A 15,352-nucleotide genomic window follows, 5' to 3' on the forward strand; every position below is an offset into this window, starting at 1 on the left:
GATGCTAGGGGGCGCCACCTGGCGACAAGTGCCGGGGGTATGGCGCTCCTCACGAGATGGGCTGTGGCATGATGCCGGACCTCCGGTGAACGGAATGTCACACAGCGCCACCGTACCCGTCGGCGGGTGTCATCGACATCCGTCGTCCGGAGCCGCCCGGACCATCGATAGACGCCCATATGCGTTATGAGATCACGTTCCGGCGCACCGCGCAGCTCGGCCCGGTCGGGGCGGCTGTGACGAAACTCAAGGATCTCCGCCCGGTGCAGGTGGGGGCCGTTGACCGGCCCGTCACCAGGGCGAAACGTGAACCGGGCAGCATCGGTTTCGGGCAGACTCGACCATGCGCCTGCCCACCATCGGATCTCATCGTGCGGGGTGATCTATGAGCACTGCGGGGCCGAACGCCGGCATCGGACTCACCACCATCTCCCGAACCGTCGCCTCGCTGGCCGTCGAGGTGGTGCACACCCTGGAACGGGTCGTCGCGGGCGAGGGGCGGGTACGCACCGCCCGGGGCAACGCCTGGGAGGCGGTCTGCGCCGACCGGGCGCGCGCCGACCAGCGCGCCGAGCTGGACCGCCTGGTCGCCGAGCTGGCCGCCACCCGGGCCGCGGCCCGGGACCGGCACCCGGGTCAGGACCGGCGGGCCGTTCGGGACCAGCGCGCCACCCGCGCGCCGCAGCCGGTCAGCTGACCGTCGGGTCCTCACCCCGGTCGAGCGCGTCCCACGCCGCCCGGTTGCCCCCCTCGGCGATCGGCCGACCGTCGGGCCGGTCCGGCCCGGTGGCGCGCGCCGTCCGCTCGTAGCGGGCACCCATCGTCGGCCAACCCGCGCCGCGCAGCGCGGTGAGCAACCCGCCTCCGGCCGCCACCAGGCCACCGAGCAGGCAGAGCGCCGGCCACTGCCGGTGCGCCTCAGCCCCCGGGTCGGCGGCCAGCCCGTAACCGCCACCGGCCGCCACGGCCAGGCCGAGCAGGGCGACGAAACCACCCAGCAGCCGCCGCAGCCGCCCCCGGGTGGCCAGCACCGCACCGCCACCGGCCAACGCGACCAGCGCCAACGCGGACAGCCAGGGCAGCAGGTCCGCCCCGGAGCGGTCCTGCCGGGCCGGCGGCAACGCCCCCCGGGCGAGCACCTCCACCGACCAGGTGCGGGTCGCCGTCCAGGTGGCCAGGCCCGCCCCCGCCAGGCAGAGCAGCACGGCGTACGTCAGCTCACGCCGCCCGGAGGCCGCCGAACCACCGGAGGCCGCCGGACCACCGGAGGCCGCCGGACCGTCCGGGACAGCCGGGCCGTCGGAGGCGGTGCCGCTCACCGGGCCGGTCGCAGGGTCTCGGCGGCGGCGATGGCAGCCAGCACGGCGGCGGCCTTGTTCCGGGTCTCCTGGTCCTCGGCGGCCGGATCGGAATCGGCCACCACCCCCGCCCCGGCCTGCACGTACGCCCGGCCGTCGCGGATCAGCGCGGTCCGGATCGCGATCGCCATGTCGAGGTCGCCGCCGAACCCGAAGTAGCCCACGGTGCCGCCGTAGAGCCCTCGGCGCACCGGCTCCAACCCTTCGATGATCTCCATGGCGCGGACCTTCGGGGCCCCGGACAGGGTGCCGGCCGGGAAGGTCGCGGCCAGCGCGTCGAAGGCCGTCCGGTCCTCGCGCAGGGTGCCCACCACCGTGGAGACGATGTGCATCACGTGGCTGTACCGCTCGATGGTGGCGAACTCCGGCACCTGCACGGTGCCCGGCTGGCAGACCCGGCCCAGGTCGTTGCGGCCCAGGTCGACAAGCATCACGTGCTCGGCGCGTTCCTTCGGGTCGGCCAGCAGCTCGGTGGCGAGCCGGGCGTCGGCGACCGGGGTGGACCCGCGCGGCCGGGTGCCGGCGATCGGGTGCAACATCGCCCGCCGCTGCCCCTCGGCGTCGGCGTTGACCTTGAGGTGCGCCTCCGGGGACGAGCCGACGATGTCGAACCCGTCGAAGCGCAGCAGGTACATGTACGGGCTCGGGTTGGTCGTCCGCAGCACCCGGTAGACGTCCAGCGGGTCGGCGTCGGTGGCCCGCTCGAAGCGTTGGGCCAGCACGATCTGGAAGCACTCGCCGGCCCGGATCGCCTCCTTGGCCGCCTCGACCGCCTTCGGGTAGCCGCCGTCCGGGGTGCGGCTGACCACGTCGCCGGCCGGTGGCCGACCCACCGTCGAGATCATGGGCGGAATCGGTCGGGACAACGCGGTGGTCATCGCGTCGAGCCGCCCCACCGCGTGGTGGTAGGCGGCGGTGACCCGGTCGGCCCGGTCCGGGTCGGTAAGCGGTGGCAGCACCGCGTTGGCGACCAGGATCGCCGACCCGTCGTAGTGGTCCAGCACCACCAGGTCGGTGGCGAGCATCATGCCCAACTCCGGCACCCCGAGGTCGTCCTCGGTCAGCTCGGGCAACCGCTCGAACCGGCGGATCAGGTCGTACCCCAGGTAGCCGACCATGCCACCGGTCAGCGGTGGCAGGCCGGCCGCCGGGTCCGGGGTGCCACCGGCGAGCGCCTCGACGGTCTCCCGCAGCACGTGCACCGGGTCGCCGGAGACCGGCACGCCGGCCGGCGGGGTGCCGGTCCACTGCGCGACGCCGTCCCGTTCGACCAGGGTGGCGCTGCTGCGCACCCCGATGAACGAGTACCGCGACCAGGCCATGCCGGCCGAACCGACACCCTGCTCGGCGGACTCCAGCAGGAACGTGCCCGGCCCGCCGGCCAGCTTGCGGTAGACCCCCACCGGGGTCTCCGCGTCGGCCAGCAGCCGACGGGTCACCGGCACCACCCGCCACCGGGCCGCCGCCGCCACGAACCCCGCGAGATCCGGGCTGAGCGCACCGTCGGTCATCGCTGGACCCCCTGACCGGTGACCGGGAGTTCGGTGAAGAAGCAGGTGTGTTCGCCGGTGTGGCAGGCGGCGCCGACCTGGTCCACGCCGACCAGCAGCGCGTCGCCGTCGCAGTCCAACGCCACCGAACGGACGTACTGGTGGTGGCCGGAGGTGGCGCCCTTGACCCAGTACTCCTGCCGGCTGCGCGACCAGTAGGTGGCCCGGCCGGTGGTGAGGGTGCGGTGCAGCGCCTCGTCGTCCATCCAGGCGACCATCAGCACCTCGCCGGTGTCGTGCTGGCGCACGACTGCGGCCACCAGGCCGTCCGGGGTGCGGCGCAGCCGGGCGGCGATGGCCGGGTCGAGACGGGACGGGCGGGCCGCGGCGGCGGGTCCGCCGTCGTTGGGGGCAGAGTCAGGTACGGGCACAGTTCCCGATTGTCCCGCACGCGGTGCGGGCACCTGCGCCCCGTCCCCGACCGCCCGGGACAACTGGGCGACGTAGCGGTCCAGCCGGCCATCGTGCAGCGCCAGGGCGAGGTCCGGGCCGGCCGTCTCGGCGATCCGGTCGGCGTACGGGCGGACCAGCGGGAGCACCCCGGCCACCAGGCGGGCCGCGGCGACGCCGACCTCGGCGACGGCAGCGGGGCGTACCCCCAGGCAGCGCAGCATGTCATCGCGGTAGCCCGGCGGCGCGACCGGCAGGTCCAGGGCGGCGGCGAAGGCGGCCCGGCGGGACACCACCCGCACCCCCGGGTTGGCCGGGCGCAGCACGCACGGGCAGAGCCGGGCCAGGTCGGCGGCGGCCAGCCGGACACCGAGCGGGTCGTCGGCGGCCAGCGCCCCGGCCACCTTGCCGAGGGTGGCGACCAGCTCCTCCAGCCGGGGCTGGTCGGCGGGCTGGCAGAGCACGGGCAGGTCGATCCGGCGACGCCAGGTCGGGTCGGCCCAGAGCAACCGGGTGGGGGTGGTCACCGGCAGCCCGAACGCCCAGTCGGCGGGTTCGCCCAGCCGGTCGACCCAGGTGCGGACGTCCCGCGCGGCCACCGAGACGTGCACGATCCGCCCGTCGACCTCGGTCAGGTAGGCGCGACGGGTGTCGTACGGCGTCTCGGCCGGCCGGCCCGTGCCACCCGGACCGGCGCGGTCGGCGTCGACCGGGGTCGTCTGCCGGGCCGGACCGGTCGGGCCCGGTGCGGCCGGCGGACCGGCCCGACGCGGGACCGGCGCGGGACCGACCCGCTCCGGCGGCCCCGGCGCAGCGGCTCGGCGCGACAGGGCCCCCGCACCGGGCGGGGACGCCGGGTCCGCCAGCGGTGCCGGGTCCGACGGCAGTGACAGGTCCGACAGCGGTGCCGGGTCCGACGGATCCGCCGGGACGGGCCGGCCGGTCGCGGTGACCAGGACGTCGAGGTCGACGTCACTGTAGGCGGTGGCGGCTGACCGGGCATGGCTGCCGCGCAGCAGAATCCCGACCACCGGACGCTCGGCGGAGGCCCGTAACCGGTCGGTCCAGTCGGCCAGGAAGGCGGCCTCCGGCAACGGAGCGTGATCCACCGCGCCATCGTGCCGTACGTCCGATCAGGTCCGCAATGCCCGAAGGCGGACATCCTGTCCGGTCAGAAGGCTAGCGCCCGGTCCGAAGGCTGAAGCCCGGGTCGGGGCTAAAGACCGGTAATAAGGCTAGCGCCCGATCCGATGGTAGGGCCGCAGGTGCTGACGGTCGCCTGAGCGCGCGGCCCGATCCGGACACCGGCCGAGGTGACCGGATCGGGCCGTTCGCGGCGAGAGAGGCGACCGGCGCAGGTCAGTGGCCGACCGTCCGCATCCCGGCTGCCGCATACCGCTCGCCGGCCACCGCGTCGGCGGGGACCGCCTCCCGCAACCGGGCCTGTTGGGCGGCGGTGAGCCGCAGGTCGGCGGCGGCGGTGTTCTCCTCCAGGTAGCGGACCCGCTTGGTGCCCGGGATCGGGAGCACGTCCGGGCCCTGGGCGAGCAGCCAGGCCAGGGCGGCCTGGGCCGGCGTGCAGCCGATCTCGTCGGCCACCGCCCGGACGGCGGCCACCAGGCGCAGGTTGGCGTCGAGGCTCTCCGCCGCGAAGCGGGGAGCCGCCGCCCGCCAGTCACCCTCGGCGAGCTGGTCCCGCCCGGTGATCGCCCCGGTGAGCAGCCCTCGCCCGACGGGTGAGTACGCCACCAGGGCCACCCCCAACTCCCGGCAGGTGTCCAGCATCTCCCCCTCGACGTCCCGGGTGAACAGGGAGTACTCCATCTGCACGGCCGAGATCGGGTGCACCGCGTGGGCCGTGCGCAGGGTCGCCGGGCTGACCTCGGACAGGCCGAGCCGGCGCACCTTGCCCGCCTCGACCAGCTCGGCCATCGCCGTGACGGTCTCCTCGATCGGGGTACCCGGGTCACGGCGGTGCAGGTAGTACAGGTCGATGGTGTCGACCCCGAGCCGCCCGAGGGAGGCGTCACAGGCCTCCCGGGCCCAGGCCGCGCTGCTGTCGACGCGGACCCCGGAGCCGTCGGGGGTGCGTCGGTTGCCGAACTTGGTGGCCAGGAAGACCTCGTCGCGGCGGGCCCGCACCACCGGGGCGAGCAGCCGCTCGTTGGCGCCGAAGCCGTACATGTCGGCGGTGTCGAGGTGGTTCACCCCCAGGTCGAGGGCGCGGTGCAGGGTGCGCGTCGACTCCGCGTCGTCCGGCCCGCCGTAGGCGAAGCTCATCCCCATGCAGCCCAGGCCGATCGCGGAGACCTCCGGACCGTCGGCCCCCAGCTGTCGACGGATCATCGCCCCTCCTCCGCGCAACGGTAGATTTCGATCTTGTAGTTGAGCACCTTGAGGTCCTCCTCCAGTTCGGCCATCCGGGTCAGTACCCGGACCCGGTGGGCTTCGAACAGCGCCCGTCGGGCGGCCCGCGTCCGGTCGCCCTGGCGGGCCAGCTCGGCGTACCGGCGCATGTCACGCACGGGCATCCCGGTGCGGCGCAGCCGGGTGAGCAGCATCAGCCAGTTCAGGTCGGCCTCGGTGTAGCGGCGGCGGCCGGCCGAGTCGCGGCCGACCGGGGCGACCAGCCCTTCCTGTTCGTACCAGCGCAGTGTGTAGGTGGTCAGGCCGACCCGGGCCGCCGCCTCGCCGACCGACAGGACTCTCTCCCGCGTGCTGATGTCCACGTGCCCCAGGTTCTCAGTTCGAGCGTGCTCGAAGTCAACCGTTGCGCCACACCGGGTAATTCATCTAGCGTTGATTTCAACATACGATGAGTTTTGGGAGGCGCGATGGACGACGCCATCGCCGTCCGCGACCTGGTCGTCGACCGGGGTCGACGACGGGTGCTGGACGGCATCGGCTGCACGGTGCCGCGCGGCGCGGTCACCGGGCTGCTCGGCCCGAGCGGCAGCGGCAAGACCACCCTGATGCGGGCCGTGGTCGGGGTGCAGACGATCAACTCGGGCACGGTCACCGTGCTGGGTCGACCGGCCGGTGCGGCCGAGCTGCGCCGCCGGGTCGGCTACCTGACCCAGGCCCCCAGCGTCTACGTCGACCTGACGGTCCGGGAGAACGCCCGCTACTTCGCCGCCCTCCAGGGGCGTACCGTCGCCGACGCCGACGCGGCGGTCACCGACGTCGGCCTGGCCGCCGCCGCCGGCCAACTGGTCGGCACCCTCTCCGGCGGGCAACGCAGCCGGGCCTCACTGGCCTGCGCGCTGGTCGGCGAACCGGAACTGGTCGTCCTCGACGAGCCCACCGTCGGGCAGGACCCGGTGCTACGGGCCGACCTGTGGGCCCGGTTCCACGCCCTGGCCGCCGCCGGGACCACCCTGCTGGTGTCCAGCCACGTGATGGACGAGGCGGCCCGCTGCGACCGGCTGCTGCTGATCCGCCACGGCCGGCTGATCGCCGACGACACCCCCGACGCCGTCCGCGCCGCGACCGGGGTGGACGACCTGGAAGAGGCGTTCCTGCGCCTCATCCGGGCCGGCGAGGCCGGCCCGGCGGACATCGGGGAGGCGGCGTGAACCCGACGATCCTGGCCGCCACCACCGGGCGCATCCTGCGTCAACTGCGGCACGACCGGCGTACGGTGGCGCTGCTGGTGGTGGTGCCGACGGTGCTGCTCACCCTGGTCTACTACATGTACGCCGACCAGCCCGCCCCGCCCGGGCGACCGTCGCCCTTCGACCGGGTGGCCCTGGTGATGCTGGGCTTCTTCCCGTTCATCATCATGTTCCTGGTGACCAGCATCGCGATGCTCCGGGAACGCACCAGCGGGACGCTGGAACGGCTGCTCACCACCCCGCTGGGCAAGCTCGACCTGCTCTTCGGCTACGGCATCGCGTTCGGGCTGGCCGGGGTGGTCCAGTCGACCGTCGCCGCCGCCGCGGCGTACCGGCTGCTCGGGCTGACCACCGCCGGGTCCGCCGCGCTGGTCGTGCTGATCGCCGCGGTCAACGCGGTGCTGGCCGTCGCGCTGGGGCTGCTGTGCAGCGCCTTCGCCCGCACCGAGTTCCAGGCGGTGCAGTTCATGCCGGTCGTGGTCGCCCCGCAACTGCTGCTGTGCGGGCTGTTCGTGCCGCGCGACCAGATGGCCGGCTGGCTCCAGACGGTCAGCGACGCGCTGCCCCTGTCGTACGCGGTGGAGGCGCTCCAGGAGGTCGGCGCGCACTCCACACCGACCGGCCTGATGTGGCGCGACGTGTCGATCGTGGCCGGCGCGGCGGTGGTGGCCCTGGTGCTGGCGGCGGCGACCCTGCGCCGGCGCAGCGGGTGAGCCCGGTGACCCGACGCACCGGCCGCCGCCCCGGCAACCAGGACACCCGGGAGGCGATCCTCACCGCCGCCCGGTCGGCGTTCGCCGAACGCGGTTTCGACGCGGCCTCGATCCGGCAGGTCGCCACCGCCGCCGGGGTCGATCCGGCCCTGGTCCACCACTACTTCGGCAGCAAGGAGGAGCTGTTCCGGGCCACCGTCGACATCCCGGTCGACCCGGCCGCGCTGCTGCCCGCCGTGCTGGCCGGCGACCCGGACGGGATCGGGGAACGGCTGGTCCGCACGTTCCTCGGGGTGTGGGACTCGCCGGCCGGCGGGGCGGCGGTGGCGCTGCTCCGCTCGGCGAGCAACAACGAGTGGACGGCCCGGCTGATGCGCGAGTTCCTGACCACCCAGGTGCTGCGCCGGGTGCTCGACCAGCTCGACCTCGACCCGGCGGAACGGCCGCTGCGCGGCGCCCTGGTCGCCACCCAGATGATCGGCCTGGCCATGATGCGCTACGTCATCCGCCTCGAACCGGTCGCCTCCGCCACCCCCGACACCCTGGCCGCAACCCTCGGCCCCACCATCCACCGCTACCTCACCGCCCCTCTCCCCTAACCCCGCCCCGGCGCCCCGCCCCGGTGATGCCCCGCCCCGGTGATGCCCCGCCCCGGTGATCAAGAGGTTTATGTCACGAAAGCCGCCCGGCATGACGCAAACCTCTTGATCACCGGGGCAGCGGGCGGGGGCCGGGGGGCGGGGGCAGAGGGGGGGGTCAGGGGTGGGGGTGGGCGGGGGTGGGGAGGTGGAGCAGGGGGTGCAGGAGGTGGGGCAGGTCCGCCGGGTCGGTGACCGGGTGGGGGAACGGCAGGCGGGTGCGGCGGCGGTCGCCGGGTCGGCCGTACGCCACGACCAGGCCGTAGCGGTCCAGGCGTACCACCCGGGGTTCGTCGCCGGTCAGCCGGAGCCGACCGCGCAGGTACGCGACCGTCTCCGGCCCGTGGTGGTTGGCGAGATCGGCCAGCAGCGCGGCCTCGTCGGCGTGCAGCGGGTCCGGCTCGGCGGCGGCGTACTCGCCGGGATCGACCCGGTGCACCACACCGGCGGTCTCCAGCCGGGCCTCGACCACCTCGAAGCGGTGCAGCCGGAAGCGGCTCCCCACGTCGAGCAGGTCGCCGGTCGGGTCCACGGCGGCGAAGTCGACGGCGGCGCGACGGGCCGACTCGCCGTCCAGTGGCACCGCCCAGCCGGAGACCCAGGCCCGGCCGGCCGAGGGTGCTCCGGCGGCCGGAGGCAGATCGAGCACGTCGAGCACCACGGCGACGTCCCGGGCGACCCCCGGGTCCAGCTCGGCGGCCAGGTCGCTGAAGACCGGGACGAGCAGCAGCACCCGCCCTTCCACGTCGGTGGCGTGCCGGACGTGGAACGGCCCGGGGCGGTGGGCGAGATGCACCAGGCCGGGCAGCCGACCGGCCACCAGGGTACGGATCAGCTCAGCAGGGGTCGGGGCCACCGGGCACCTCCGATAAAGGTTAGCCTTACCTAACCCGCAGCGTAGAGCACCCGGGCGACCACGTCCACCGACCGCCGGTTCCGCAGGGACACGCTGCTCAGCGACACGGACCCGGCGGCCGGTCGCCCGTCACCGGCGCCGCGCCGGACGTCAACGGGCCTGGCCAACCAGCCAGCCAGCCAGCCAGCCAGCCAGCCGAAGCGTCCACAGCAGGTGGGCAGGGCGGTGTCTGGTGCCGGCCGGTCAGCGGGTCTGTTCCAACCAGGAGGCGTAGAGCAGGCCGTAGACCGAGTCGGGGTCACGGAGCAGTTCCTCGTGCGGGCCGCGCTGCACGATCCGACCCCGGTCCACCACCACCACCTCGTCGGCGGCCTGCGCGGTGGAGAGGCGATGCGCGATGGCCAGCGTGGTACGACCCCGGGTCACCGCGTCCAGGGTGCGTTGCAGGCGTACCTCGGTGGCCGGGTCGACGGCGCTCGTCGCCTCGTCCAGCACCAGCAGATCCGGATCCGCCACGTACGCCCGGGCCAGCGCCACCAGCTGCCGCTCCCCGACGCTCAACGCCTCCCCCCGCTCCCCCACCGCAGTGGCCAGACCCGCCGGCAGACCGTCCAACCAGTCGGCCAGCCCCAGCTCGGTGAACGCGGCGGTGAGCTGCGCGTCGGTCAGCTCGGGGCGGGCGAAGCGGACGTTCTCCCCGACCGTGGCGTCGAACAGGAACCCGTCCTGCGGCACCATCACCACCCGGGACCGCAACGAGTCGAACCGCACCTCGTCCAGCGGCACCCCGGACAGCAGCACCCGCCCCTGCGTCGGGTCCATCAGCCGGGTGAGCAGCTTGGCGAAGGTGGTCTTGCCGCTGCCGGTCTCGCCGACCACCGCCACCCGGCTCTTCGCCGCGATGTCCAGGGTGACGCCGTGCAGCACCGGCGGCCCGCCCGGATAGGCGAACGTCACCCCGGCGAAGCGGATGTCCAACGGCCCGGCCGGCAGCTCCCGGCCCTGCTCGCCCGGGTCGGCCACGTCCGGCGCGATGTCGAGCACGTCGAGCACCCGCCGCCAGCCGGCAATGGCGTTCTGCGCCTCGTTGAGCACCTCGGTGGCGATCTGCACCGGCTGGATGAAGAGGGTGACCAGGAACAGGAAGGCGGTGAGCTGGCCGACGGACAGCGTCCGGTCCACTCCGAGCGACACCCCGACCACCACCACCCCGGCCAGTGCCACCCCGGCCGCCAACTCCCCCACCGAGCTGCCCATGATGCTGATCCGGATCGCCCGCTGCTGGGCCACCCGCTGCCCGTCGATCGCCTCGTCCAGCCGGCGGGCCGTCCGCCCGGACACCCCGTACGCCCGGATCACCGGCGCACCCACCACGCTCTCGGCGATCGTGCCGAGCAGGGTGCCCATCCGCTGCCGGACCACCCCGTACGCCCCGGCCAACCGGCGCTGCAGCAGCCGGATCATCAGCACCGCCGGGGTGAACGCGACGAGCACCACCAGCGTCAACTGCCAGGAGTACGCGAGCATCACCGCCGTGGTGACCGCGAGCTGGCCCAGGTTGACCAGGAGGATGACCCCGCCCCACTGGAGGAAATGGGTGATCTGGTCGACGTCGCTGGTCACCCGGGAGACCAGCGAACCGCGCCGCTCGGACTGCTGGTGCAGCATCGACAGGTCGTGCACGTGCCGGAACGCCCTGGTCCGGACGTTGGCCAGCGCGGTCTCGCTGACCGTGAACAGCCGCCGCATCATCAGGTACCCGCAGGCGGTGGTGACCACCAGCACCGCCGTGGTGGCGGTGACCACCGTGACGATCACCCCAAGGTCCGGACCACCGGGTACGGCGATCCCCTGGTCGATGCCGCGTTGCACGGCGACCGGGACCGCCACCCGGCCGACCATGTAGACCAACGCCAGGGCGATCGTGCCGGCCAGTCCGGTACGCAGCTCGGGCGAGAGCGCCAGCCCCCGGCGCAACGTCTGCCAGGTCCCCTCGACCCGCTCGTCCCCGCCACCCACATTCGCGCTCACCGGCGTCGACCCTTCGTTCGCGACTGCGGGGCTCCGCTGCGCTGCACTCCTCGCGCTCACCGAACCAACCCTTCGTTCGCGACTGCGGGGCTCCGCTGCGCTGCACTCCTCGCGCTCACCGAACCAACCCTTCGTTCGCGACTGCGGGGCTCCGCTGCGCTGCACTCCTCGCGCTCACCGGTCCACCTCGATTTCCAGGCCCGACGGCAGCGGGGCGACCTCGTCGTACGTCCGGTTCTGTTCGCGTTCCTGCTCGGCCTGCTCGTAGGCGGTGACCAGGTCGACGTAGCCGGGCACGCTGGCCAGCAGCTCGGTGTGGGTGCCCCGGGCCAGCACCCGGCCCTGCTCCAGGTAGATCACCTCGTCGGCGAGCGCGATGGTGGCCCGCCGGTAGGCCACCACCAGGATCGACGCGGCGGCCGGCTGGCCGGGTGCCGGGGCGCGCAGCCCGGCCAGGATGGCCGCCTCGACCCGCGGGTCGACCGCGCTGGTGGCGTCGTCGAGCACCAGCAGCCGGGGCCGGCCGGCCAGCGCGCGGGCCAGGGTGAGGCGTTGTCGTTGGCCGCCGGAGAGCGAGGTGCCCCGCTCCCCGACCATGGTGTCCAGCCCGTCGGGGAGGGCGGCGACGAAACCGTCGGCCTCGGCCAGCCGCAGCGCCGCCCAGACGTCCTCGTCGTCGATGCCCGGCCGGTCCAGGCTGATGTTGGCCCGGACGGTGTCGTCGAAGACGAACGGCACCTGGGCGACCAGGGCGACGGTCGAGGCGAGTGACGCGGCGGTGAGCCGGCGCACGTCCACCCCGTCGAGGGTGACCGTGCCGGCGTCCGGGTCGACCAGTCGGACCGCCAGCGAGGCGATGGTGGACTTGCCGGCGCCGGTCGGCCCGACCAGCGCCACCGTCCGCCCGGCGGGCACGGTGAAGGCGACCTCGCCGAGCACAGACGTCCCGGGCAGGTGCGCCTCGGCGGGCTCGTAGCCGAAGTGGACGCCGTCGAAGGCGAGGGTGGCGGGCGTGGCGTCGTCGGCGAGGGTGCCGTCCCCGTAGGGCATCTCGCCGGTGGCGTCGAGCACCCGGCGGACCCGGTCCCACCCGGCCACGCTGCGGGGCAGCTCGGCCAGCACCCAGCCGATGGCCCGCACCGGGAAGGCCAGCACGGTGAAGAGGAAGGCGACGCTGACCAGTTCGGTGACGGTGATCGCACCCTGCCGCAGCCGGATCGTGCCGACCACGAGCACGGCCAGGGTGCCGAGGCTGGGCAGCGTCTCCAGCAGCGGATCGAAGACCCCCCGCAGCCGGCCGACGGAGATCAGCGAGTCGCGTAGCTCGTGGGCCCGGCCGGCGAACCGGGCGGTCTCCTGGGCCTCCCGGCCCATGGTCTTGACCACCAGCGCGCCGTCGAAGCTCTCGTGGGCGATCCCGCTGACCTCGGCCCGCAGCCGTTGCGCCCGGGCCTGGCGGGGGGCCATCCGGCGGGAGTAGACCACGTTGAGCGCGAACAGGGCGGGGAACACGGCCAGCCCGACCAGGGCGAGCGCCCAGTCGGTGACGAAGAGTGAGCCGACCGCGCCGACCAGCATCACCAGCGTGCCCACCGCGAACGGCAGCGGCGCGATCGGATACCAGGCGGCCTCGACGTCGGAGTTGGCGTTGGACAGCAACGTGCCGGTGGAGTTGCGGTGGTGCCAGGACAGCGGCAGCTCCAGGTAACGGCGCGTCACCCGGCGGCGGTAGGCGGCCTGGAGGCGGAACTGCATGTAACCGGCGCCGAGCCGACGGCCGAAGATGCCCACCACCCGCAGCACGCTGATCCCGAACAACGCCACGGCGGCCAGGGCCAGCGTGCTCGTGCCGACCTCACCGGACTCGATCGCCGGCACCACCACGTCGCCGACGACCGCGCCGACCACGTACGCGCTGACGATCACCAGCCCGCCGAAGAGCACGCTACCGGCGACCGCCACCGCGAAGATCCGCGGTTGTTCCCGGATCGCCCGGCCGAGGACCCACAACCCCCGGTGGATCACGTCCCGACTCGTCCCGCTCGCCACGCTCTCCCCCGCCGTAAGCCGCAATTATCTCCCTTATCCTTACCGCTCGCCGCCACCTACGCCGCCCGGCGCGGTATGTCCACCATCACGTCGCGGACCGCGCCACCACACCGCACCCGGGGCCGCCGGCCCGCCGCACGGCGCTGCCGGACCGCGCGGGCAGGTGGGAAGGGTCGCTCGCCGCGCCGACTGCGGCCGACCGTCCTACGATCGCTGCATGCCGCGGTACGCCCGAGCGGAGCGCGAGGCGCTCGCCGACCTGATGCTGGAAGTGGGCCCGGACGCCCCGACGATCAACGAGGGGTGGACCGCCCGGGACCTCGCCGCCCACCTGGTGGTGCGGGAGCGCCGCCCCGACGCCGCCGGTGGCATCCTGCTGCCACCTCTGCACGGGTACGCCGAGCGGGTGCGGCTGCGCACGGCCGCCCGGCCCTGGCCGGAGCTGGTCGACCAGGTGCGCCGGCCGCCGGTGTGGAGCCCGGTCAGCAACCCGCTCACCGACGAGTTGGCCAACACGATGGAGTTCTTCATCCACCACGAGGACGTCCGGCGGGCACGGTCGGGGTGGCACCCCCGGGACCTCCCGGCGGGGCTGGCCGCCCGGTTGTGGAAGCCGGTCGCTCTGCTCACCCGGACCCGGGCCCGCCGGTTCCCGGCCAGTCTGCTGGTGCAGGCGCCCGGGCACGGCGAGGTGGCCACCGGCCGGGGTGGTGACCGGGTACGCCTGGTCGGCTCCCCCGGTGAGCTGGTGCTGTTCCTCTCGGGCCGGCAACGGGTGGCCCGGGTCCAGCTCGACGGCCCGCCCGCGTTGACCGAGCGGCTGCGTACCGCCCAGCTGGGGATGTAGGCGCCCCGGCCCGCACCCGCGTGCCGTCCGGGCACCGGACCGCGCGGTCGGCGAGCACCCGCGCGCCAGCAGGTCACCCGTTGTGCCGTTCCCGTCACCGCTTGTCGGGGCGGTCGATTCGACCGCCCCGACCGTCACCGGCAATGATCTGTGTCGATTCCCCAGGCGTACTCTCCGGCAACGCCACCGGTGGGGTGGCCGACTGGGGAAACCATGCGAAGCTTCGACGTCTCGGCGCTGCTCGAACCACCCTTCGTCAGCCGACGGCACCCCGCCACCGACGCGGTGGCGGCGGCGAGCCTGGAGTGGGCCCACCGGCAGGGCCTGGTCGGGGCGGGTCGTTCGGCGGGCCGGCTGCACCGGGCCGGGGCCGCCGAGCTGGCCGGCCGCGCCTGCCCGCAGGCGTCGGTGGCGCACCTGCGGCTGCTCACCGACCTGTTCTCCTGGCTGTTCGTGATGGACGACGTCTGCGACGACGACGGGCTGGGCAGCACGCCGGCCACCCTCGCGCCGACCGTCGCCGCACTGCTGGACGTCCTCGACCGGCACGGGGCCCCGACCAGCCGGGGCACACCCACCGGCCGGTACGCACCCACCGGCCAGGGCACACCGACCGGCCAGGGCACACCGACCGGCCAGGACGCACCGACCGGCCGGGGCGCTCCGGGTGGGGCGCTCGGTGCCGCCCTGGCCGACCTGTGCCGCCGGGTTCGCGACCAGCGCCGCCCCGCGCTGCTGCTGCGGCTGGTCGGCCAGTTGCGGGCGTACCTGCTCGCGCTGCTGTGGGAGGCGGCGAACCGGGAGCACCGGCGGGTGCCGGGGGTGGCGGAGTACCGCCAGATGCGCCGGCACACCGGTGCCGTACGCCCCAGCCTGGCCCTCACCGATCTGGCGTACGGTCGACCGCCCGGTGCCCGGAGACGGGTCGATCCCGCGTTGGTCGCGTTGGACGACCTCGCCGTCGACCTGGTCTGCTGGTGCAACGACCTGTTCTCCTACCGCAAGGAGCAGGGTCCGGTGGCCGACCCGCACAACCTGGTGACCGTCCTCGCCGCGCAGACCGGGCGGGGTGAGGCGGACGCCTTCCGCCTGGCCGCCGGGTGGTTCAACGACGGGCTGGCCGGCTACCTGGTCCGCGAGGCGGCGTTGGTCGCGCACGGCGGACCGGCGTTGACGCCCTACCTGGCGGCCCGCCGCTCGTGGCTGCGCGCCACCTACGACTGGTCGGCACGGGCGGACCGGTACGCCTGACCCGGCCGCCGCACCCGCGGGGCCCGCGGGAGCGGTCACCGGCCACCCCTGCAGG

Annotated in this window: 14 protein-coding genes and 1 pseudogene; 6 read left to right on the top strand and 9 right to left on the bottom strand. The window is 74.4% G+C overall.

From position 1 onward, the window contains the following. The first annotated feature begins 385 nt into the window (after window positions 1-385). Window positions 386-697 carry a hypothetical protein gene (locus JQN83_RS25450; protein ID WP_208569692.1) on the top strand — a complete coding sequence of 104 codons (312 nt, stop codon included), beginning with the start codon at window positions 386-388 and terminating at the stop codon, window positions 695-697. Here the strand turns inward: JQN83_RS25450 and JQN83_RS25455 are convergent. The 6 genes and pseudogenes from JQN83_RS25455 to JQN83_RS25485 all read right to left on the bottom strand — a co-directional run bounded on the left by JQN83_RS25455 (window position 690) and on the right by JQN83_RS25485 (window position 6,027). Then, window positions 690-1,319: a Trp biosynthesis-associated membrane protein gene (locus JQN83_RS25455; protein ID WP_208569693.1), complete on the bottom strand. Its 630-nt coding sequence runs from the start codon at window positions 1,317-1,319 to the stop codon at window positions 690-692. The two genes, JQN83_RS25450 and JQN83_RS25455, sit on opposite strands and share 8 nt — an antisense overlap. Further along, a complete protein-coding gene (locus JQN83_RS25460; RefSeq protein ID WP_208569694.1) occupies window positions 1,316-2,869 on the bottom strand; it encodes an anthranilate synthase component I in 1,554 nt (517 codons plus the stop codon). The genes JQN83_RS25455 and JQN83_RS25460 overlap by 4 nt, the downstream gene beginning before the upstream one ends. Beyond that, the gene (gene hisI, locus JQN83_RS25465; protein WP_372444132.1) at window positions 2,866-3,312 is read right to left on the bottom strand and encodes a phosphoribosyl-AMP cyclohydrolase; all 447 of its coding nucleotides are present in this window, start codon (window positions 3,310-3,312) and stop codon (window positions 2,866-2,868) included. Before hisI ends, JQN83_RS25460 begins: the two co-directional genes overlap by 4 nt. A 147-nt stretch (window positions 3,313-3,459) precedes the next feature. Further along, window positions 3,460-4,407: pseudogene (locus tag JQN83_RS34230) on the bottom strand (hypothetical protein); the annotation flags it as partial. Window positions 4,408-4,657: 250 nt separating this feature from the next. Further along, the gene (locus JQN83_RS25480; RefSeq protein ID WP_208569695.1) at window positions 4,658-5,644 is read right to left on the bottom strand and encodes an aldo/keto reductase; all 987 of its coding nucleotides are present in this window, start codon (window positions 5,642-5,644) and stop codon (window positions 4,658-4,660) included. Continuing rightward, window positions 5,641-6,027, bottom strand: a complete 387-nt coding sequence (locus JQN83_RS25485) for a MerR family transcriptional regulator (protein WP_208569696.1) — start codon at window positions 6,025-6,027, stop codon at window positions 5,641-5,643. The genes JQN83_RS25480 and JQN83_RS25485 overlap by 4 nt, the downstream gene beginning before the upstream one ends. A 105-nt stretch (window positions 6,028-6,132) precedes the next feature. Between JQN83_RS25485 and JQN83_RS25490 the strand changes: the two genes are divergently transcribed. From JQN83_RS25490 to JQN83_RS25500, 3 genes are read left to right on the top strand one after another with little or no spacing between them, the layout of a single operon-like run. Beyond that, window positions 6,133-6,873: an ABC transporter ATP-binding protein gene (locus tag JQN83_RS25490; RefSeq protein WP_208569697.1), complete on the top strand. Its 741-nt coding sequence runs from the start codon at window positions 6,133-6,135 to the stop codon at window positions 6,871-6,873. Beyond that, complete coding sequence (locus JQN83_RS25495) at window positions 6,870-7,625, top strand: ABC transporter permease (RefSeq protein WP_208569698.1); 756 nt, start codon at window positions 6,870-6,872, stop codon at window positions 7,623-7,625. Before JQN83_RS25490 ends, JQN83_RS25495 begins: the two co-directional genes overlap by 4 nt. Window positions 7,626-7,630: 5 nt before the next feature. Next, entirely contained in the window at window positions 7,631-8,224 is a 594-nt protein-coding gene (locus JQN83_RS25500) for a TetR/AcrR family transcriptional regulator (RefSeq protein ID WP_208569699.1), read from the top strand. Between the two features lie 157 nt (window positions 8,225-8,381). Here the strand turns inward: JQN83_RS25500 and JQN83_RS25505 are convergent, their stop codons facing one another. The 3 genes from JQN83_RS25505 to JQN83_RS25515 all read right to left on the bottom strand — a co-directional run bounded on the left by JQN83_RS25505 (window position 8,382) and on the right by JQN83_RS25515 (window position 13,199). After that, window positions 8,382-9,119: a DUF2470 domain-containing protein gene (locus tag JQN83_RS25505; RefSeq protein ID WP_208569700.1), complete on the bottom strand. Its 738-nt coding sequence runs from the start codon at window positions 9,117-9,119 to the stop codon at window positions 8,382-8,384. Window positions 9,120-9,362: 243 nt separating this feature from the next. After that, window positions 9,363-11,150, bottom strand: a complete 1,788-nt coding sequence (locus tag JQN83_RS25510; protein WP_307799712.1) for an ABC transporter ATP-binding protein — start codon at window positions 11,148-11,150, stop codon at window positions 9,363-9,365. Window positions 11,151-11,324: 174 nt separating this feature from the next. Then, window positions 11,325-13,199 carry an ABC transporter ATP-binding protein gene (locus JQN83_RS25515; RefSeq protein WP_208569701.1) on the bottom strand — a complete coding sequence of 625 codons (1,875 nt, stop codon included), beginning with the start codon at window positions 13,197-13,199 and terminating at the stop codon, window positions 11,325-11,327. 217 nt (window positions 13,200-13,416) lie between these two features. Between JQN83_RS25515 and JQN83_RS25520 the strand changes: the two genes are divergently transcribed. Both JQN83_RS25520 and JQN83_RS25525 read left to right on the top strand, forming a co-directional pair. Continuing rightward, window positions 13,417-14,046 (top strand): TIGR03085 family metal-binding protein, encoded by a 630-nt coding sequence (locus JQN83_RS25520; protein WP_208569702.1) that lies wholly within the window; start codon window positions 13,417-13,419, stop codon window positions 14,044-14,046. Between the two features lie 213 nt (window positions 14,047-14,259). Continuing rightward, window positions 14,260-15,297, top strand: a complete 1,038-nt coding sequence (locus JQN83_RS25525) for a terpene synthase family protein (protein ID WP_208569703.1) — start codon at window positions 14,260-14,262, stop codon at window positions 15,295-15,297. Window positions 15,298-15,352 lie beyond the last annotated feature (55 nt).

It is taken from the genome of Micromonospora antibiotica, from assembly GCF_017599305.1.
Lineage (GTDB): Bacteria > Actinomycetota > Actinomycetes > Mycobacteriales > Micromonosporaceae > Micromonospora > Micromonospora antibiotica.